Source organism: Streptomyces sp. NPDC045778, from assembly GCF_056431945.1.
The window spans coordinates 14855-33225 of the sequence record NZ_JBWKJZ010000051.1; the positions used below are offsets into that span (position 1 = coordinate 14855).

17 protein-coding genes and 2 pseudogenes are annotated in these 18371 nt (G+C 75.2%); 12 read left to right on the forward strand and 7 right to left on the reverse strand.

Annotated elements, in window-relative coordinates; all coding sequences use genetic code 11:
• Window positions 1–3: 3 nt before the first annotated feature.
• The 3 genes from AC07GB_RS37430 to AC07GB_RS37440 all read right to left on the reverse strand — a co-directional run bounded on the left by AC07GB_RS37430 (window position 4) and on the right by AC07GB_RS37440 (window position 4617).
• Window positions 4–957, reverse strand: coding sequence for a universal stress protein (locus AC07GB_RS37430; protein WP_478853609.1), 954 nt, complete (start codon window positions 955–957; stop codon window positions 4–6).
• A 123-nt stretch (window positions 958–1080) separates the two neighbouring features.
• The gene (locus AC07GB_RS37435) at window positions 1081–3432 is read right to left on the reverse strand and encodes a phosphoketolase family protein (protein WP_478853611.1); all 2352 of its coding nucleotides are present in this window, start codon (window positions 3430–3432) and stop codon (window positions 1081–1083) included.
• 315 nt (window positions 3433–3747) lie between these two features.
• The gene (locus AC07GB_RS37440) at window positions 3748–4617 is read right to left on the reverse strand and encodes a universal stress protein (protein WP_478853613.1); all 870 of its coding nucleotides are present in this window, start codon (window positions 4615–4617) and stop codon (window positions 3748–3750) included.
• 363 nt (window positions 4618–4980) lie between these two features.
• Here AC07GB_RS37440 and AC07GB_RS37445 point away from each other — a divergent pair, with 363 nt between their 5' ends.
• The 6 genes and pseudogenes from AC07GB_RS37445 (at window position 4981) to AC07GB_RS37470 (ending at window position 8583) form a co-directional block, all read left to right on the forward strand.
• Window positions 4981–5559 carry an Rv1733c family protein gene (locus AC07GB_RS37445; RefSeq protein ID WP_478853615.1) on the forward strand — a complete coding sequence of 193 codons (579 nt, stop codon included), beginning with the start codon at window positions 4981–4983 and terminating at the stop codon, window positions 5557–5559.
• A gap of 218 nt (window positions 5560–5777) precedes the next feature.
• Window positions 5778–5939, forward strand: a complete 162-nt coding sequence (locus tag AC07GB_RS37450) for a hypothetical protein (RefSeq protein WP_478853617.1) — start codon at window positions 5778–5780, stop codon at window positions 5937–5939.
• 109 nt (window positions 5940–6048) lie between these two features.
• On the forward strand, window positions 6049–7041 hold the full coding sequence (gene dhaK / locus AC07GB_RS37455; protein WP_478853618.1) for a dihydroxyacetone kinase subunit DhaK: 993 nt from the start codon (window positions 6049–6051) through the stop codon (window positions 7039–7041).
• A gap of 58 nt (window positions 7042–7099) precedes the next feature.
• A pseudogene (gene dhaL / locus AC07GB_RS37460) lies at window positions 7100–7690 on the forward strand (dihydroxyacetone kinase subunit DhaL); the annotation flags it as partial.
• A gap of 51 nt (window positions 7691–7741) precedes the next feature.
• Window positions 7742–8122 (forward strand): PTS sugar transporter subunit IIA domain-containing protein, encoded by a 381-nt coding sequence (locus AC07GB_RS37465; protein WP_478853669.1) that lies wholly within the window; start codon window positions 7742–7744, stop codon window positions 8120–8122.
• 116 nt (window positions 8123–8238) lie between these two features.
• A complete protein-coding gene (locus AC07GB_RS37470) occupies window positions 8239–8583 on the forward strand; it encodes a hypothetical protein (RefSeq protein ID WP_478853620.1) in 345 nt (114 codons plus the stop codon).
• Window positions 8584–8609: 26 nt separating this feature from the next.
• Here AC07GB_RS37470 and AC07GB_RS37475 read toward each other — a convergent pair.
• A pseudogene (locus AC07GB_RS37475) lies at window positions 8610–9475 on the reverse strand (GNAT family N-acetyltransferase).
• A gap of 185 nt (window positions 9476–9660) precedes the next feature.
• On the opposite strand from AC07GB_RS37475, the gene AC07GB_RS37480 reads away from it, so the two are divergent.
• Window positions 9661–10836, forward strand: coding sequence for an alpha/beta hydrolase family protein (locus tag AC07GB_RS37480; protein WP_478853622.1), 1176 nt, complete (start codon window positions 9661–9663; stop codon window positions 10834–10836).
• Window positions 10837–11009: 173 nt separating this feature from the next.
• Here AC07GB_RS37480 and AC07GB_RS37485 read toward each other — a convergent pair whose 3' ends face one another.
• Window positions 11010–11702, reverse strand: a complete 693-nt coding sequence (locus tag AC07GB_RS37485) for a TetR-like C-terminal domain-containing protein (protein WP_478853624.1) — start codon at window positions 11700–11702, stop codon at window positions 11010–11012.
• Window positions 11703–11925: 223 nt separating this feature from the next.
• On the opposite strand from AC07GB_RS37485, the gene AC07GB_RS37490 reads away from it, so the two are divergent.
• From AC07GB_RS37490 to AC07GB_RS37510, 5 genes are all read left to right on the forward strand, one after another.
• Complete coding sequence (locus AC07GB_RS37490; RefSeq protein WP_478853626.1) at window positions 11926–13413, forward strand: MFS transporter; 1488 nt, start codon at window positions 11926–11928, stop codon at window positions 13411–13413.
• Between the two features lie 127 nt (window positions 13414–13540).
• Complete coding sequence (locus AC07GB_RS37495; protein ID WP_478853628.1) at window positions 13541–14329, forward strand: SDR family NAD(P)-dependent oxidoreductase; 789 nt, start codon at window positions 13541–13543, stop codon at window positions 14327–14329.
• A 27-nt stretch (window positions 14330–14356) separates the two neighbouring features.
• The gene (locus AC07GB_RS37500; RefSeq protein ID WP_478853630.1) at window positions 14357–15190 is read left to right on the forward strand and encodes an alpha/beta hydrolase fold domain-containing protein; all 834 of its coding nucleotides are present in this window, start codon (window positions 14357–14359) and stop codon (window positions 15188–15190) included.
• A 37-nt stretch (window positions 15191–15227) separates the two neighbouring features.
• Window positions 15228–15737 (forward strand): hypothetical protein, encoded by a 510-nt coding sequence (locus tag AC07GB_RS37505; protein ID WP_478853632.1) that lies wholly within the window; start codon window positions 15228–15230, stop codon window positions 15735–15737.
• 161 nt (window positions 15738–15898) lie between these two features.
• Window positions 15899–16879 (forward strand): alpha/beta hydrolase, encoded by a 981-nt coding sequence (locus AC07GB_RS37510; protein ID WP_478853634.1) that lies wholly within the window; start codon window positions 15899–15901, stop codon window positions 16877–16879.
• 44 nt (window positions 16880–16923) lie between these two features.
• On the opposite strand, the gene AC07GB_RS37515 is transcribed toward AC07GB_RS37510, so the two are convergent.
• Window positions 16924–17472: a GNAT family N-acetyltransferase gene (locus AC07GB_RS37515; protein WP_478853636.1), complete on the reverse strand. Its 549-nt coding sequence runs from the start codon at window positions 17470–17472 to the stop codon at window positions 16924–16926.
• A 293-nt stretch (window positions 17473–17765) separates the two neighbouring features.
• Complete coding sequence (locus AC07GB_RS37520) at window positions 17766–18194, reverse strand: nuclear transport factor 2 family protein (RefSeq protein ID WP_478853638.1); 429 nt, start codon at window positions 18192–18194, stop codon at window positions 17766–17768.
• Window positions 18195–18371: the final 177 nt, after the last annotated feature.

Sequence of the window (18371 nt, forward strand, 5' to 3'; positions counted from 1 at the left end):
CGCTCACGCGTACGGCACCACCGCGACGGGGCAGGACACGCGGTGGACCGCCGAGTGCGCCGTAGGGCCGAGCTGCGGGCCCGGTGTGACACGGCGGCCGATGACCAGGAGTGAGGCCCCGAGCGAGGCCTTCAGCAGATGGTGGCCCGCGCGCCCGAACACCACCTCTTCCACGACCTCGACCTGCGGGAACGCGCGCCGCCACGGCCGGAGGAGCGTGCTGGTCCGGTCCCGGGCAGCCGCTTCGAGGCCGAGGAGGCCGGACAGGTCCGTCGGCTCCCCCGCGGCGGGCCGCCGCGCCGACCAGGCGTGGACCGCGTGCAGCGGCGCGCCCCGGGCCGCGGCGGCGGTGAAGGCGTACGCGAACACCGGGTCGCCGGGGTGCTCGACATCGACGCCGAGCACGACCGGGCGGTACGGCGTGCCGCGCGAGGGCGCTCCGGCGGTGTCGGGGACGTGCGCGTCCTCGGGCCGCTCCCCCGCCCGTACGAGGACCACGGGGCGCTCGGCGCGGGCGGCGACGCCCGCCGCCACCGAGCCGACCAGGAACCCGGCGAAGCCGGTCGGACCCGAGAGCCCCCGGGAGCCGAGCACCAGGGACTCGGCCTCCGCCGACGCGGCGAGGAGCGCGGGCACCGCCGGACCGCACGGCTGCTGGGCGTGGATCTCCAGGGCCGGGTGGACGTACGCCAGCCTGATCGCGGCCCGGTCGAGGACGCCGCGGGCCCGGTCGGCCAGGTGGAGGACGCGGCGTCCCCTGGCCGGGTGCGCGGGCGGGATCCCGGCGTGCACCAGGCGCAGCGGCACGCGGTGGCGCAGGGCCTCGCGGGCCGCCCAGTCCGCGGCGTCCAAGCTGGCGTAGGAGCCGTCGACCCCCACGGTGACGACGCGCGGGACGGCGGGCCGGGCGGCATCCAGACGGGTGCCGGAGGGGGACGGGGTGCGGTTGTGTTTCATGGCGTGCCCCAGCGGGTGGAGGGGTGAACGGGCGGTGCGGGCCGGCACGGGCGGCTCCGGACGGGCCCGGTCAGGTCGATCGGGCCCCTGGGACCGGCCGCGGCCCCGGCCGGGCGGAGCCGGTCAGTGGGGCCACGACCAGTCCGCGACCTCCGGCAGGTCCGTGCCGTGCTCGCGGATCCAGGCGTGGTGGCGCGTCCGAGCGTCGGCCATGAGCTGGCGCAGGCCCGTGGCGCGCACGGACAGGTCGGGGACGCGGTCGATCACGTCCATGACGAGGCGGTAGCGGTCGAGGTCGTTGCGGACGACCATGTCGAAGGGCGTGGTGGTCGAACCGGTCTCCTTGTAGCCGCGCACGTGGAGCTGGGCGTGGCCCGCGCGGCGGTAGGCGAGGCGGTGGATGAGCCACGGGTACCCGTGGTAGGCGAAGATGACCGGCTTGTCGCGGGTGAAGAGCGCGTCGTACTCGAAGTCGGCCATGCCGTGCGGGTGTTCCTCGCGCGGCATGAGGCGCGCGATGTCGACGACGTTCACGACGCGCACCGTCAGCTCCGGCAGGTGCTCGCGGAGCAGGGCGGTGGCGGCGAGGATCTCCTGGGTGGGCACGTCGCCCGCGCAGGCGAGGACGACGTCCGGGTCGCGCAGGCCGTCGTCGGTGCCCGCCCACTCCCAGACGCCCGCGCCGCGCGCGCAGTGGGCGCGGGCCGCGTCCAGGGGCAGCCAGTCGAAGCAGGGCTGTTTGCCCGCGACGATGACGTTGACGTAGTCCCGGCTGAGCAGGGCGTGCTCGGCGACGGAGAGCAGCGTGTTGGCGTCCGGCGGCAGATAGACGCGCACGACCTGGGGGCTCTTGTTGAGGACGTGGTCGACGAAGCCGGGGTCCTGGTGCGAGAAGCCGTTGTGGTCCTGGCGCCAGACGTGGGACGTCAGCAGGTAGTTGAGGGAGGGCACGGGGGCGCGCCAGGGCAGGTCGCGTGACGTCTTGAGCCATTTGATGTGCTGGTTGACCATGGAGTCGACGATGTGCACGAACGCCTCGTACGAGGAGAACAGGCCGTGGCGGCCGGTGAGGAGGTAGCCCTCCAGCCAGCCCTGGCAGAGGTGCTCGGAGAGGACCTCCATGACGCGGCCGTCGGGGGCGAGGTGTTCGTCGGTGGGCAGCGTCCGCTCCTGCCAGGCCTTGCCGGTGATGGAGAACAGCGCTCCCAGGCGGTTGGACTCGGTCTCGTCGGGGCCGACGACGCGGAAGTCGCGGCGCTCGGCGGTGTCGGCGAGGACCTTCGCGAGCAGTCCGCCGAGGACCCGGGTCGGCTCGTGCAGGGCGGTGCCGGGCTTGTCGACCGCGACGGCGAAGTCCTCCAGGGGGCGCAGGGGCAGGCTGCGGGTGAGCCGGCCGCCGTTGGCGTGCGGGCTCGCGCCAAGGCGCCGGTCGCCGTCGGGGACGCAGGCGAGGACCTCGGCGACGGGCCTGCCGTCGGCGTCGAACAGCTCGTCGGGCCGGTAGGAGCGCAGCCAGGCCTCCAGCTGGCGCAGGTGCTCCGGGTTGTCGCGGACTCCGGCGAGGGGTACCTGGTGGGAGCGCCAGGTGCCCTCGACGGGCTTGCCGTCGACTTCGGCCGGTCCGGTCCAGCCCTTGGGCGTGCGCAGCACGATCACGGGCCAGGGGGCCCGCTCGGTCCTGCCCTCGTCGCGGGCCGCCCGCTGGATCCCCGCGATGCGGTCGGCTGCCTGATCGAGGGCGGCGGCCATCGCGCGGTGCACGGTGTGCGGGTCGTCGCCGCTGACGTGCAGGGGTTCGTGGCCGTATCCGCGCAGCAGGGAGTCGAGTTCGGGCTCGGGCATGCGGGACAGGACGGTCGGGTTGGCGATCTTGTAGCCGTTGAGGTGCAGGATCGGCAGGACCGCGCCGTCGTGGACGGGGTCGAGGAAGCGGCTGGAGTGCCAGGAGGTGGCCAGGGGGCCGGTCTCGGCCTCGCCGTCGCCGATGACGCAGGCCACCAGCAGGTGGGGGTTGTCGAAGGCGGCGCCGTAGGCGTGGGCGAGGGAGTAGCCCAGCTCGCCGCCCTCGTGGATGGAGCCGGGCGTCTCGGGCGCCACGTGGCTGGGCACGCCGCCGGGGAAGGAGAACTGCCGGAAGAGCCGTGCCATGCCCGCCGCGTCGCGTGTGACGTCGGGGTAGGTCTCGCTGTAGCTGCCGTCCAGCCAGGAGTTGGCGAGCACGGCGGGGCCGCCGTGACCGGGCCCCCAGACGCACAGCGCCTCCAGGTCGCGTTCCCGCACGATCCGGTTGAGGTGGGTGTGGACGAGGTTGAGCCCGGGCGATGTGCCCCAGTGGCCCAGGAGGCGGGGCTTGATGTGCTCGGGCCTGAGCGGCTCGGTCAGGAGCGGGTTGGCGAGCAGGTAGATCTGGCCGGCCGCGAGGTAGTTCGCGGCGCGCCAGTGCGCGTCCAGGACGGAGAGTTGGTCCTTGACCATGGGAAGCCTCGATTTTCCGTCGGGAGTTTACGGGGGCGGGGTGGCCGGGTTCCACGGCAGGTGCGGTTCAGGCCGGGTGAGTCACCCACGCCGGATGGCCTGCCCCGCGGCCGGGGTGTGCCCCACTTGGGGGTGGCCCGGTCGGGGGGTCGAGTGGGGGCGCGCCCGGGCGAGGGGCCGGTCAGGTGTGCCCGGGCCGGGGGGCCGGTCAGGTGTGCCCGGGCGGGGGCCGGTGGGGTGCGCCCGGGCCGGGGTGGTGCGGCCCGCCCTCTCCCGGGAGGGCCGCACCACCTCGCTCACCCGTGCGGCATGCGGTCAGGCGTGCGGCACCACCGCGACCGGGCACGGGGCGTGGTGCAGCACCGCGTGGTTCACCGGGCCGAGCTGCATGCCCACGTGGCCCGCGCGGCGGCGGGCGCCGACGACGAGCAGGTCGGCGGTGGCGGCCGCGTCGAGCAGCGCGGCCCTGGGGCTGCCCTCGACGACCCTGCGGCGCACGGGGACGTCGCCACGGTCCGGCGCGAGGCCGTCCAGCGCCTCCTCGACCCGGTGCTCGGCCCGCCCCTGGTGGGTGTCGGTGGCGGCGGCCGGGCGCGGCGGCTCCGGTGCCTCGTGCGCGGGGCAGCGCCAGGCGTGCACGACGTCGAGAGCGGCGCCGCGCCGCCGCGCGCAGCGGACGGCGAAGTCGAGCGCGGGCCGCGCGTCCGCGGCCTCGTCGACGCCGACCACGACGCGCCGGTGGTTCCCGTCGCGGTTCTCCTCCGCGCCGCGCACCACGATGACCGGGCACTGCGCGTGGGCGGCCACGGACAGGCTGACCGAGCCGAGCAGCAGGCCCGCGAGCCGGCCGCGGCCCCGGCCGCCGACGAGCACCCCGCTCGCCCGGCGGCTCTCCCGTATCAGCGCGGCCGCCGGGTCCTCGTCGAGCGTCTGGCTGGTGACCTTGACCGAGGAGCTGCGGCAGTGGGCGCGCTCGGCCGCGTCCGCGACGACCTGGTCCGCCTGTGCCCGTACCAAGGCGCGGTTGATGCCGAAGGACGGCTCGCGCCCCTCGTACCACTCCCAGCTCGACGCGTGCACGATCAGCAGCGGCACCGCCCGGCGGTCGGCCTCGTCCACCGCCCAGTCCAGCGCCCGCAGGCTCGGCTCGGAGCCGTCGACGCCCACGATCAACGGATGCTCCACGGGCCATCGCCCCTCTCGTCTCGTCGCGACCTCGTCGGAGAAGGCCGCGGCGAGGCCTCCCTGTGCGTCTTCGGGGTGACGTACGGGAGGACTTCAGGGCCTTCCCGCATGACGCTGACACCGTGACGACGCGCGCGCGAGTGGCGAACAGGCCTGTACGTGAAGGCCGAACGGCCCTGTGGCCGAGACCCGCCCGCCCGCGAGGCCGAGGCCACGCGGAGCCGACCGGTCCGGGTGACACGTGGCCGCGGGCCCCTTCGCCCCCCGAAGTGCCGCGAGGGCCGCCCGGGCGGCTGCCCGGCGCGGCCGGGCCCGCTACGCTCGAAGTCGCCGGACCCCTTGCGTGGTGCGGAGGTTGACGCGATGCGCTCTCGGGTTCTGTGGTGGCGCTGGCGACGCGGTCCGCTGCGCCGCCGCTCGGACGTGGTCGAGGCGTGGACGGTGCTCGTGGTGGGCCTCGTCCTGTTCCTGGGCGTGCCCGCGGCCGGGGCGGCCGCCGGGCTCAGCGTGCACGCGCGGGCCGACGAGGAGGCGCGGGCCGCGGCGGCCACCCGCCACCGCGTGACCGCCACGCTCACCGGGGACGCGCCCCCGCCGGTCCCGGCCGTCGGCACGGTGCCCCTGTACGACGTCCCCGCGCGCTGGACGTCCCCGGACGGCACCGAGCGCACCGGCAACGCGCGCGTCACCGCCGGGAGTCGGCGCGGTGAGCACGCGGCCGTGTGGCTGGACGAGCGCGGCCGGGTGGCCGGGGCGCCGCCGGGTGCCGACGACGTGGCCCTGCGCACGGCGGGCGCGGCGCTCGCCGCGGGCGTGACGACCGCCCTGGTCGCGCTCCTGGCGCGGCAGGCGGTGGGCCACGCCCTCGACCGGCGGCGCCTTGCCGCCTGGGAGCGGGAGTGGCGGCGTACGGGACCGGAGTGGGGCGGCTGGACGGCCTGACATGGCGACGCGGGCCCGTCCGCGGCGGAGGCGTACCGCGTCGCCCGGCCCCTCGTACGGGGGACAGCGCGCATCCCCGGGCCTCCGCGTGGGCAGCCATGTCGGCGCTCCGCCCGCGTCCGGGAGGGGCCTCGTACAGCAGAACTCGTACAGCAGAAAGGGACCTCATGCGCCGACGCCTGACCTCAGCCCTCCTCGGATGTCTGGCCTTGACCGGCATGTCCACCGCCACCGCGGCGGCCGTCGGGCCCGTGCCGACGGCGCGGCACGCCCCGGCGAACCCGTCGCCGCTGCTTCCCGCGCCCGAGTCGCTGATCACCGAAGGCATCTCGGTCGAAGGCCCGCTGATCAACAACCTCGGGCTGCCGAAGCTCCTCTGAGGAGCGCCTGTACGGCCCGCGCGCGAGCACGTGACCATGGCCTGAACCCGCGTGATACTGAGGCGAACACGCAGCCCCCCGCTGTCCGTTCGACTCGGAGGTACGTACGGTGAAGATGCTCATCAACGTGGCGGAGACCGTGGTCGCGGACGCGCTCAGGGGCATGGCGGCCGCGCATCCGGAGCTGGCCGTGGACGTCGAGAACCGCGTGATCGCCCGCGCGGACGCGCCCGTCGCCGGGAAGGTCGCCCTGGTCTCCGGCGGCGGCTCGGGGCACGAGCCGCTGCACGGCGGGTTCGTGGGTCCCGGGATGCTCTCGGCCGCCTGCCCCGGCGAGGTGTTCACCTCGCCGGTGCCGGACCAGGTGGTGCGGGCGGCGGCCGCGGTGGACAGCGGCGCGGGCGTGCTGTTCGTCGTGAAGAACTACACCGGTGACGTACTGAACTTCGACATGGCCGCCGAACTCGCCGAGGACGAGGGCCTCCAGGTCGCCAAGGTCCTGGTGGACGACGACGTGGCGGTCACCGACAGCCTGTACACGGCGGGGCGGCGGGGCACGGGCGCGACCCTGTTCGTGGAGAAGCTGGCGGGCGCGGCGGCCGAGGAGGGCATGCCGCTGGCGCGCGTCGAGGCCGTCGCCCGGCGCGTCAACGACAACGCCCGCAGCTTCGGCGTCGCGCTCAGCGCCTGCTCGACGCCCGCGAAGGGCTCCCCCACCTTCGACCTGCCCGCGGGCGAACTGGAGCTGGGCGTCGGCATCCACGGCGAGCCGGGCCGGGAGCGGCGCCCGATGATGACCTCCGGCGAGATCGCGGACTTCGCCGTGCACGCCGTCCTGGAGGACCTCGCCCCGCGCGACCCCGTGCTCGTACTCGTCAACGGCATGGGCGCCACCCCGCTCCTGGAACTGTACGGCTTCAACGCGGAGGTGCAGCGCGTGCTCCGCGAGCGCGGCGTGGCCGTGGCACGCACCCTCGTCGGCAATTACGTGACCTCTCTGGACATGGCGGGCGCCTCGGTGACGCTGTGCCGGATCGACGAGGAACTCCTGCGCCTGTGGGACGCGCCGGTGCGTACGGCCGCGCTGCGCTGGGGCATGTGAGACCGGCACCGGCCCCCACGTGCGGCACACTCCACCAACCCTGACGCGAGGAGGCCCCGTGCTCGACGCCGACTTCTTCCGCCGCTGGCTGACCGCGGCCGCGGCGGCCGTGGACCGCGAGGCGGACCGGCTCACCGAGTTGGACTCGCCCATCGGCGACGCCGACCACGGCAGCAATCTGCGACGCGGCTTCACCGCCGTGGTCGCCGCGCTGGAGAAGGAGGCCCCCGGCACGCCGGGGGCTGTCCTGACGCTCGCGGGGCGGCAGTTGATCTCCATGGTGGGCGGGGCGTCGGGGCCGCTGTACGGCACGCTGCTGCGCCGCGCGGGCAAAGCGCTCGGCGACGCGCCGGAGGTCGGCGCGGCGGAGTTCGCCGAGGCGCTGCGCGCGGGGGTGGCCGCGGTGGCCGCGCTCGGCGGCTCCGCGCCCGGCGACAAGACGATGCTGGACGCGCTGGTCCCGGGCGCGGACGCCCTGGGCACGTCGTTCGTGGCGGCACGCGACGCGGCCCGCCGGGGAGCCTCGGCGACGGTCCCGCTGCGGGCCCGCAAGGGCCGGGCGAGCTATCTGGGCGAGCGCAGCGTCGGCCACCAGGACCCGGGGGCGGCCTCGTCTGCCCTGCTGTTCGAGGCTCTGGCCGACACCGCCGAGGCCGCCGGGAGGCGCCCGGTGAGTGATGGCACCCCGCGGGTCGGCATCGTGCTCGTCTCGCACAGCGCCGCGGTCGCGGAGTCCGTCGCGGCCCTGGCGCGGGGCCTCGCGGGCGGCGGCACGGCCCCCGTCGCCCCGGCGGGCGGCACCGACGACGGCGGCCTCGGCACCAGCTCGGGCCTCGTCGCGGCCGCGGCCCGCCGGGTCGACCGGGGCGCGGGCGTCGCGATCCTCACCGACCTGGGCAGCGCGGTCCTCACCGTGAAAGCCCTCATCGCTGTAGGGGGCGAACTTCCCGCCCGAACCCGCCTCGTGGACGCCCCGTTCGTCGAGGGCGCGGTCGCGGCGGTCGTCACGGCGTCGGCGGGCGCGGACCTCACCGCCGTGGAGGCGGCCGCGCGGGAGGCGTACGACTACCGCAAGGTGTAGACGGACCGCGTCGGGCCGAGCACAGTGGCCGGGAGGAACGGGGCCGGCTCACCGTGCGGGGTGCGGCCGGGCGGGGGCGTTCTCGAACTGTCCGGCCGCCGGGGCGGGGAGGACCCATGGGCGGGAGTGATCCGCACCTCCACGTCGAGGTGAAGGTGGTCCACGACGCCGCCGCTGTCCGCGAGGTGGTGGCCGCCACGTTCGGCCTGGCCGGCGACCTGCCGGGGCTCGTCACCTCCGGCTGCGGGCTGCGGGTGCCCTACGCGATGACCTCTGCGCGTCCGGATCGGGTCACCTGCCTGGCCTGCCGGGAGCACGCCCACCGCGAACACCTGCGCTTCGCGGAGCAGGTCGAACGCCTGAGCCGCATGCCGGGCTCCCCCGTCAGCCCTGACCAGGGGAGGCTCGCCGCGGACAGACACCGCGACCTCGCGCGGAGGTTCGCGGGGCCGGACAGCTGAGGACCACCTGGCCACCCGCCGCGCTCCTAGGCGGCCCGGTACCGGTCCCGGACCTCGGGAGCCGCAGGAAGCCCCCTGACATGTAGGTGGCGACGGCGCCGGCGTTGGAGCTGGGGGTGCAGACGACCGCGCTCGACGAGCCGAGCCGGCGGAGCGCCGCCGCCGCTGCCAGGGTGATCGCCTTGCCGTGGCCTTGGCCGCGGTGGTCGCGGTGCACGCCCATCGGCTCCAGAAGGCCGGGCCTGCCCGGGCCCGCCGACCACACCGTCACCGCCGCCACCGCGCTGCCGCCGTCGTCGTACGCGAGCAGGGAACGGGCGGCGGCGTACGCCGGTCCGGCCGCCATCGCCAGCCAGCGCTCGCCGGTGAACCTCGACCCCTCGAACGACGCCCTGTGCACGGCGGCGTACTCATGCGCCTGCTCCGGCCCGATCTTCTCGATCCGTACGCCCGGGTCCTCGACCGGCCGCGCGAGGTCGCGGCGGAGCGGCGTCCACGGCTCGTCGGTGGGCCAGCCGCGCTCGCTCAGGAGGTCGTGGACCAGTGCGTCGGCCGGCGCCTCTACGTCGGCCCTGCCCTGGGGGAGCACACCGCGCTCCGGCGCGCTCACGTCGTCGGCCACCTGTCGCGCGAGTGCCTCGTCCCGCCGGGCGTCGGGCGCGGTCGTCATCCGCAGCAGGCCGGGGCCGTCCAGCAGCCCGACGGCGAGGATCCGGCCGCCCCGGCGCCACGTCCGGACCGCCTCGGCCGTCGCCCGCGCGCCCGACCGCCAGAACCAGCCCAGGTCCCCCGGATGCAGCTGCGTCGGCACGCCCTCGGCCTGCCACTCCCGCAGAGCGTCCACGGCCTCGCTCAGGCCGTCGGCTTCCGGCTTGCCCGTCACGATCGTCATGCTCCTGATCACACACCGCCGCGCGGGCCGTCCACACCTGGTTTTCGCCGGGCCACGGCCTGGCTCCCCAGAGCTACGGCCCGGGTTGGCTCTCCGGCGTGATTCCTCGCGGCGCCGGCGTTTCTACGGTGGTTCCACCCAGGCCGACGTCACCGTGCGCGGCCCCCGAGAGAAGGGTCGTGGACATGTCCTCACGTCGTCGTGGCGCCGTTGCCGTCCTGCTGGCGGGCACGGTCGTGCTGACCGCCTGTGGCTCCGCGGGCGCTGCCCCGGTGTCGTCCCCCTCACCGCCCGGCACGACGGAGCGGCCGGAGAGGCTGGAGCTTCCCGCGCCCACCGGTGGTCTCGCGGTGGGCCGCAGTTCACTGCATCTCGTCGACAAGACCCGCCGCGACCCGTGGGTGCCCCAGGCGGGCGCCCGGGAGTTGATGGTGTCGATGTACTACCCGGCGTACCGCCCGGCGCGGAAGGCGAGCGGCAGGCCGGCCCCGTACATGAGCACCGAGGGCGCCCGTGCCTTCCTGAAGGAGCTGGAGGTGGAGCTGCCCGCCGAGGTGCTGAGCGCCACCCGCACCCACACCTTCCCCGGGGCGAGGGCGAGGTCCGGGAAGTTCCCGCTGGTCGTCCTCTCGCCGGGCTTCCGGACGCCGGGGGCCGTCCTCACCGGCCTGGCCGAGGACCTGACCAGCCGCGGCTACGTCGTCGCGGTCGTCGACCATGCCTACGAGGCCGCGGGCGTCGCGTTCCCGGGCAAGGGCATCCTGCCGTGCGCGGCCTGCGGGAAGGTCGGCCCCACCACCTTCCGGGCCGCCGCGGAGGGCCGGGCCGATGATCTCCGCTTCGTCCTGGGGCGGTTGGCCGGGAGGACGTCGCCGTGGAAGCACGCGGGCCTGATCGACAAGAGCAGGATCGGCGCGGGCGGGCACTCCCTGGGCGGCGCCGCCGCCATGGCCACCCTGGTCCGGGACGCACGCGTACGAGCCGCGGTCAACATGGACGGCCCCTTCATCGACAGCGACGACCCGTCCGGCCGCCCCGTCCTGATGACGGGCACCGAGGCCGGCCACAGCCCCGGCGGCGACGACGGCAGCTGGGACGTGCTCTGGAAGCGGTGGGGAGGCTGGAAGCGATGGCTCACGCTGGCCGGCGCGGACCACTTCGCCTTCACCGATCTGGCGCCGCTGGCCGGGCAGTTGGGCGAGGACGACCCCGAGGGCCTGCCGGGCAGGCGGGCCGCGGAGATCACGCGTGCCTACACGGGGGCGTTCTTCGACAAGTGGCTGCGCCACCGGCCCACACCCCTGCTCGACGGCCCGAGCGAGGCCGACCCGGAGGTCGCCTTCCAGCACCCCGCCGGCTGAGCGCTGCCGGGGGGGTCCCCCGGGCCGATGCGGGGGGGGTGCGCCGGATCGGCCCGACGCGGCAAGCGCCCTGATCGACCACGCCCTGTGCGCCCGAGGGGCCCGGCGGAGGCGTCGCCGCGCGGCCGGGCTCTTTCGCCCGGCTCGGCGCCCCGAGGCCGGGAGGCGCGCCCTCACTCCGGTGCCGGAGCCCAGACCCCTGCTCGTGCCGCGGTGGTCGCCGCGCGCGCGGCCGCGTCCGCGTCGGCTTCGGTCAGGGCGCGTCCCCGGTTGAGGAGCGCGTAGTACAGCGGTGCCGAGACGGCGGCGACGACGGCGTGCGGGTCGGTGCCGGTGGGGAGTTCGCCGCGCGCGATGGCGTCGCGGACGCACCCGGCCCACTCCTCGATGCGCACCTCGTAGAAGCGGTGCAGAGCCCGCGCGGCCTGCTCGTCGCAGAGGGACGCGGCGATCAGCGCCTTGAACAGCCGACCCTGCCGGGGGTCGGTGAGGGTCTTCACGACCAGGCGGGCGTTCGCCCTGAGGTCCCCGTCCAGGCTGCCGGTGTCGGCGCGCCGCAGTGACTGCTCGGCCATGTCGGCCAGCAGGTCGGCGGCGAGCGCGCCGGGGGTGCCCCAGCGGCGGTAGACCGTGGTCTTGCCGACACCGGCGTGCCCCGCGATCTCGGTGAGGTCGAGCGCGTCGAACCCGTCGGCGGCCAGCGCGTCACCGGCCGCCCGCAGGACGGCCTCGCGCACGCGGGCGGTGCGTCCGCCGGGGCGGACGGTGCCCGGGGGCGGGGACGCGGAGGCCGGGGTGCCGGGGGCCGCGGTGGCGGAGGCCGGGGTGCCAGAGGCCGCGGTGGCGGAGGCCGGGGTGCCGGGCATGGGAGGTCCCCTCCTAGAGGTGTCGAGCGGTGTTCCACAGCGTGCACCCCCATCGTATCGGGACTCCAGTTCCCTTACCGCATTCGGCGTGCTAACTTCTCAGCCGTAACGGAACGACAGGCCCATTAGGGCGGATCGCTCCAGGATTCCTCCGTCCTGCCCCGGCGTGCTCGCCGCCGGTGCTTCCCGCGTCGTCGCGGTGAAGCCGAAAGGAAGCTCTCCCATGTCCGCACCGAAGCTCGCGGCCCGCCCGGCCCCGCGCCGCACCGAAGCCACCCCGCCTCCGCCCAAGCCCGCGGCTCGACCCCAGCGGCTCACCGGCGAGTTGAAGCTGGTCCTCGCCGTCCTGCTGGTCGCCCAGTTCATGCTGGCCGTCGACTTCTCGATCCTGAACGTCGCGCTGCCCGCCATCGGCGACGGCCTCGGCTTCTCCCTCTCCAACCTCCAGTGGATCGCCACCACCTTCGCCCTGAGCGCGGCCGGGTTCACCCTCTTCTTCGGCCGCATCGGCGATCTGATCGGCCGCAAGAAGATCTTCATCGGCAGCCTCGCCCTGCTGGGCCTGGCCTCGCTCGTCGGCGGCCTGGCCACGAGCCCGGAAGTGCTGCTCGCCGCCCGCGTCGCCCAGGGCCTCGCCACGGCCGCCGCCACCCCCGCCGGGCTCTCCCTGCTCACCACCTCCTTCCCCGAAGGGCCCCTGCGGCAGAAGGCGCTGGGCATCAACGGCGCCCTGATGTCCGCGGGGTTCACCACCGGCGCGATCCTCGGCGGCGTCCTGACGGACCTGCTCTCCTGGCGCTGGGCCTTCTTCGTCAACGTGCCCGTCGCCCTGGCCGTGATCGTGATCGCCCCCGCCGTCATCAAGGAGTCCAGGCCCGCCACCCGGCCGAAGCTGGACCTGCCCGGCGCGCTCACCGTGACCCTCGGCCTGCTCGCCCTCGTCTACGGCCTCACCCAGGCCGGGGAGCACGGCTGGACGAACGCCCACGCCCTCATCGGCCTCGCCGCGGGTGTCGCCCTGCTCGCCGCGTTCTTCGCCGTCGAGCGCAAGGTCGCCGAGCCGCTCGTCCCGCTGAAGACGCTGGGGCGCCGCAACGTCGCCTGGGGCAATGTGCTCGGCCTGCTCGCCTTCGTCACCGAGACCTCGCTGGTCTACCTCCTCACCCTCTACCTCCAGAAGACCCTCGGCTTCACCCCGCTCACCGCCGGCGTCTCCTTCGGCGTCCTGGGCGTCGGCACCGTCGTCGGCGGCCTCCTCGCCCCCAAGGTCATCGCCCGCTACTCGACGCTCACGGCCCTGGTCGCGGGCGGCGTCGTCCAGACGGTGTTCACCGCCGCGCTGCTCTTCCTCGGTACGACGACGGGGATGTCACTCACCCTGCTGCTGCCCGCCACCTTCTTCGGCGGCATCGGCAACATGCTCGTCATCGTCGGCTTCATGGTGACCGCCACCAGCGGGCTCCCGGACGCCGAGCAGGGCCTCGCCACCGGGCTCGCCTCGATGTCGCAGCAGGTCGGCATCACCATGGGCACCCCGATCATGTCCGCGGTCGTCACCGCCACCACCTCGGGCGCGGCCACCGCCTCCGCCGTCCACCACGGCGTCACCGTGGCCATCGCCGTCAACGCCGCGCTGGTGCTGCTCGGGGTGGTGTTCGCGGCGGTGTTCCTCCGGCCGAAGCGCGGGGCCGGGGCGGCCGAGCGGGCCTGAGGGCCGCGTCCAGCGGGTCGGCGGCACGGGACCGAGGCGCCCCGCGCCCTGGGCCCCGCGCCCTGGGCCCGGGGGCCGGAGCCCCCTCGCCGAGAACCACCAACCCCCCTCCCCCAAGGAGCAGTTCATGGACCTCCAGCTCACCGACAAGGTCATCGTCGTCACCGGCGCCACCAGCGGCATCGGCCACGCCACCGCCCACCTGCTCGCCGCGGAAGGCGCCCACGTCGTGGCCGTGGCCCGCGGCACCACCGGCACCGGCGCCCTGCCCGCCGAGGCGGACTTCGTCGCCGCCGACCTCACCGACCCGGCGGCGGCCGAGCGGATCGTCGAGCACGTCCGCGGCGCCCACGGCCGCCTGGACGGCCTGGTCAACAACGCCGCGGCCCTGACCTCCCGGCCGTCCTTCGCCGCCATCGACGACGACCAGTGGCACACCACCTTCGCTCTCAACCTGCACGCCGCCGTCCGCCTCACCCGCGCCGCGCTGCCCCTGCTCCAGGACAACCCGCACGGCGCGAGCGTCGTGCACGTCGCCAGCGAGGCCGCCCGCCTGCCCGACGCCACCATCGCCGACTACGCCGCCTCCAAGGCCGCCCTGCTCTCCGTCTCCAAGTCCCTCGCCACCAGCCTCGGGGGCTCCGGCGTCCGCTCCAACGTGGTCTCGCCGGGCCCCACCCGCACCGCCCTGTTCGACGCCCCCGGCGGCTTCGCCGAGCAGCTCGCCGCACGCTTCTCCCTCCCCGCCGACCAGGCCGTGGACCACTTCATCCGCCAGGAACGCCGCCTGCCCACCGGCCGCATCGGCGCCCCCGAGCAGGTCGCCGACCTGATCGCCTACCTCCTCTCGCCGCGCGCCGCCCAAGTCACCGGGGCCGAGTGGAGCGTCGACGGCGGAGCCCTGCGCCAGCTGTGACCACATACGCCGAGAGGAGCTTCCGCCATGATCACGAGTAGTGCCGTCCGTACCGGAGAGATCGCGTGGCGACGCCTGACCGTCCCGGCGCCGAGCCCCGTCCCCGTCCGCGTCCACGAAGCCGTCCGCGGACACGAGGACGGGGCCGGGGCCGGGCCCGGGGCCGGGCCCGGCGGCTGGCTCGTCTGGGCGCACGGCGGGAGCTGGCAGTACGGATCCGCCGCCGACTGGCACCCGGTCACCCATCGCCTGGCCGCCCTGACCGGCTGGAACGTCGTGAGCGTCGACTACCGGCTCGCTCCCGCGCACCGCCACCCCGCCGCGCTCGAAGACGTCCTGGCCGTACTGGACTGGGTGGGCGAACGAGCCGGCGCCGAAGCCCGGATCGCCGTCGGCGGGGACAGCGCGGGCGCCACCCTCGCCGCGGTGGCCGCCCTCGCGCGCCGCGATCGCGGCCACCGCCTGGACGCCCAGCTGCTGGCCTACCCGCCCCTCGACCCGGCCTGCGACACCCCCAGTCACCGACGGGACCCGGCCGCCTTCCCCCGGCCCGCCGCGCTCCGCCGGGCCTGGCGTGGCTGGCGCGGCACCGGGCCCGCCACGGCCGTCGCGGCGGACGGCACGGCCCTGTACAGCACTCCGTTCGACGCCGTCGACCTGCGCGGCCTGGCTCCCGCCGTGCTCGCCGTCGGCGCCCTGGATCCCGTCGCCGACGACGTCCTCGCCTACGCCGAGCGCCTGGAGGCCGCCGCCGTCCCCACCCGCCTCGTGCACGCCCCGGGCACCGCCCACGCCGACCTCATCCGCCCCCGCAGCCGCCTCCTGCCACACCTGGCCGACGCCCTGCGCGACCTGCCCTGACGACCGCCCCACGCCCCCTGGAAGGGACACCCCGCCCATGACCACCACACCGCCCGCCCCCATAGAAGCCCTCGTCCGCCACTTCACCGACCTGCGCGACGGCACCCACGCCGGGCACACCGAACGCCCCGCCAAGGAGGCCGTCTTCGCCACCACGGCCGAGCTGCTCGACGCCCCCGCCCGGCAGGCCCTCACCGAGTACGACACCCACCTGCTGCTCGGCACCGGCACCCTCCACGCCACCGGCCTGCGCCGCGACCAGCACGGCGGCAGCTACGCCAACTGGCGCCTGACCTGGCCGGAACAGGTCCGCGCCGGGCTTCCCGCCCTCTCCCTCCACGCCCACTACGACGCCGGCTTCCACCACCCCCACCTGCGCGGCACCACCGTCGCGGAGTGGCCCCTCAACGTCTTCACCCCCGCCCAGGCCGCCGAACTCCTCCCGACCTTCCGCGCCATCGTCGCCGCCGACCTGCACAACCTCGTCTTCCAACGGGACTGGCGGATCGTCCCCGCCCTGCGCGCCGCCCGCGCCGGCAGCCGTTGACAGCCGCGGCGACCGGCGCGGCCGTCGTACCGCCACGGGCCGGATTTGCCGAACCGGCAAACAAGTTCGTCCCGTCGTCGGCATCTTGCGCATGATCGGTACGGAACCATCGGGACGACACGAGGCGGCCGTGTCCACAGCGGCCGGACCTGGAGGAACGTATGGCACACCCCAGTCCGGAGATCACACACCGGTCCGTCTCCGCACCGGCGGGCCGGATCCACCTGGCGGAGCAGGGAACCGGGCCGCTGGTGCTGCTCCTCCACGGCTTCCCGGAGTCCTGGTACTCCTGGCGTCACCAACTGCCCGCCCTGGCGGCCGCTGGCTATCGCGCGGTCGCCATGGACGTACGCGGCTACGGCCGTTCCTCCAAGCCCGCCGCGATCGACGCGTACCGGATGCTCGACCTCGTCGAGGACAACGTCGCGGTGGTCCGCGCCCTGGGCGGGGAGCCGGCCGTGGTCGTCGGCCACGACTGGGGCGCGACCATCGCCGCGCACTCCGCCCTGCTCAGGCCGGAGGTATTCCGCGCGGTGGGCATGCTGAGCGTGCCCTACACCCCGCCCGGCGGCCCCCGCCCGACCAGTGTCTTCGCCGACATGGGCGGGGACCAGGAGTTCTACGCCTCGTACTTCCAGGAGCCCGGGCGCGCCGAAGCGGAGATCGAACCCGACGTACGGGGCTGGCTCGCGGGCTTCTACGCGGCGCTGTCCGCCGACACCATGCCCGCGGCCGACGCCCCGGATCCGCACTTCGTCAGCCCGGGCGGGTCACTGCGCGACCGGTTCCCCACCGGCCGCCTTCCCGGCTGGCTCACCGAGCGGGACCTCGACCACTTCGCCGCGGAGTTCGAACGCACCGGCCTGACCGGCGCGCTCAACCGCTACCGGAACATGGACCGTGACTGGCAGGACCTCGCCGCCTTCGAGGGCGCGCCCCTCACCCAGCCCTCCCTGTTCGCCGGCGGCGCCCTGGACGCCTCCACCACCTGGCTGGCCGACGCGATCGACGCCTTCCCTGTCACGCTCCCGGGGCTGCTCTCCTCCCGCGTCCTGCCCGACTGCGGCCACTGGATCCAGCAGGAACGCCCCACGGAGGTCAACGAGATCCTCACCGAGTGGCTGGCCGCACTGCCGGGCTGACGGAGCCACCGCCACGGGCCGGCCGGTGCCCACCGGGCGGGATGCTACGCCCCCCGCACCGCGTCCGCCGGGACCTCGAAGACGAGCGCGATCCCGTCGGCCTCGTTCCCCTTCTCGGCGACGCGGGTGAAACCGAAGCCCGCGATGGTGGCGAGGGAGGCGCTGTTGTCGGACCGGATGGTGGCCCGCACGGTCCTCACACCCGGTTCGGCGGCGGCGCGGACGAGCAGCGCGCGCAGCATGGCGCGGGCATAGCCCTGGCGCCGGTGGGCGGGCACCACGCTGTAGCCGACCTCGACCACCCCGGCCTCGTCCGGCGGCCCGTGGAACCCGGCGTCGCCGATGACGGCCCCGTCCGGCTCGGACACCGCGGCCCGCGTGGTCCAGGGCGCGGCGGAGGGGTCCCGGGCGAGCTGGTCGGCGCGGTAGGCGAAGATCGACCGGGCCCGGTCGCCGACGAAGTGCTCGTCCAGGGCCACACCGGCCTCGGCGCTGCCACCGGCGAGGTCACCGTCGGCGAGCGCCCGGAGCGCCTTGGCGTTGAGCCGGACGAAGCGGACACGCCGGGGGAGGGAGGGAAGTTCGCTGGTCATCGCGGAGATGCTCACCCAGAACCGAAGGCCTGTCCACCGCTTTACTTCTTGGGCGGATCACGCGAACCCTGCCTGGTGCGCACCCTGTTCGACGTCCGCACCGTGACCACGCCCGGCCTCCTCGGCGAGCCCGCCCGCGGCCGATCGCCGAGGGCGGGCGAAGAGACCCGGCCAATCCACGGCCAGGCACACATGGTGTCGGCTCGTGGGGGCACACTGGAGGACGGGCCCGCCGCGCTCCCCCGTCGCGGCGGGCCCGTCCGCGCTCCCCCGCCCGGATCGGCCCGGCGTCCTCACCCCATCAGGTCGGGTGCGAAGTAGTCGCGCAGGCGGGCGATCTTGCCGTCGCGGATACGGAAGATCTGCACCAGCGAGACGCGCACGTCGTCCCCGCCGGCTTCGTCCCCGTGCCCGTCCCCGTCGAAGACCGTGTCGATCTCGACGATGAACACGTCGGGATCGGCGGTGGTGTGCAGCACGTACCCGGACTTCTCCAGGTTCGGCGAGCGGCCGTCCCGCGCCCGCTGCTTGTAGTACCCCGCCATCGCGGCGCGGATCTCCTCGCGGCCCACCAGCCTCCTGGGGAAGGAGGCACCCGCGGGCATGAGCGGCGCCTCGAAGACGCCGTCCTCGGTGAAGCTCTCGGCGACAGCGTCGGCGTCGCGGCTCATCGTCCCGGCGTGGACGTACCTCTCGAAGATCTCCTGTGGCGTTCGGGACATGGCGGCGGCCTCCCTGGATTCGGACACGGAAGGCCAGGGCATCACGGTGACGCTTCCGGGACGGCGGGTTCGGGAACGGTCGTGTTCCGTCGGATCGGACGCTTCCCGGTCGTCGCGTCAGGTATGCGCGACCGTCAACCGGCCTCAAGGACAGCCGCACCCCGGCGGGCGGGCCGG

Bases quoted from the DNA above. Each gene is read 5' to 3' on its own strand.
- AC07GB_RS37430 (WP_478853609.1), bottom strand. From the start codon at position 957: ATGAAACACAACCGCACCCCGTCCCCCTCCGGCACCCGTCTGGATGCC.
- AC07GB_RS37435 (WP_478853611.1), bottom strand. From the start codon at position 3,432: ATGGTCAAGGACCAACTCTCCGTCCTGGACGCGCACTGGCGCGCCGCG.
- AC07GB_RS37445 (WP_478853615.1), top strand. From the start codon at position 4,981: ATGCGCTCTCGGGTTCTGTGGTGGCGCTGGCGACGCGGTCCGCTGCGC.
- AC07GB_RS37450 (WP_478853617.1), top strand. From the start codon at position 5,778: ATGTCCACCGCCACCGCGGCGGCCGTCGGGCCCGTGCCGACGGCGCGG.
- AC07GB_RS37470 (WP_478853620.1), top strand. From the start codon at position 8,239: ATGGGCGGGAGTGATCCGCACCTCCACGTCGAGGTGAAGGTGGTCCAC.
- AC07GB_RS37480 (WP_478853622.1), top strand. From the start codon at position 9,661: ATGTCCTCACGTCGTCGTGGCGCCGTTGCCGTCCTGCTGGCGGGCACG.
- AC07GB_RS37485 (WP_478853624.1), bottom strand. From the start codon at position 11,702: ATGCCCGGCACCCCGGCCTCCGCCACCGCGGCCTCTGGCACCCCGGCC.
- AC07GB_RS37490 (WP_478853626.1), top strand. From the start codon at position 11,926: ATGTCCGCACCGAAGCTCGCGGCCCGCCCGGCCCCGCGCCGCACCGAA.
- AC07GB_RS37495 (WP_478853628.1), top strand. From the start codon at position 13,541: ATGGACCTCCAGCTCACCGACAAGGTCATCGTCGTCACCGGCGCCACC.
- AC07GB_RS37500 (WP_478853630.1), top strand. From the start codon at position 14,357: ATGATCACGAGTAGTGCCGTCCGTACCGGAGAGATCGCGTGGCGACGC.
- AC07GB_RS37505 (WP_478853632.1), top strand. From the start codon at position 15,228: ATGACCACCACACCGCCCGCCCCCATAGAAGCCCTCGTCCGCCACTTC.
- AC07GB_RS37510 (WP_478853634.1), top strand. From the start codon at position 15,899: ATGGCACACCCCAGTCCGGAGATCACACACCGGTCCGTCTCCGCACCG.
- AC07GB_RS37515 (WP_478853636.1), bottom strand. From the start codon at position 17,472: ATGACCAGCGAACTTCCCTCCCTCCCCCGGCGTGTCCGCTTCGTCCGG.
- AC07GB_RS37520 (WP_478853638.1), bottom strand. From the start codon at position 18,194: ATGTCCCGAACGCCACAGGAGATCTTCGAGAGGTACGTCCACGCCGGG.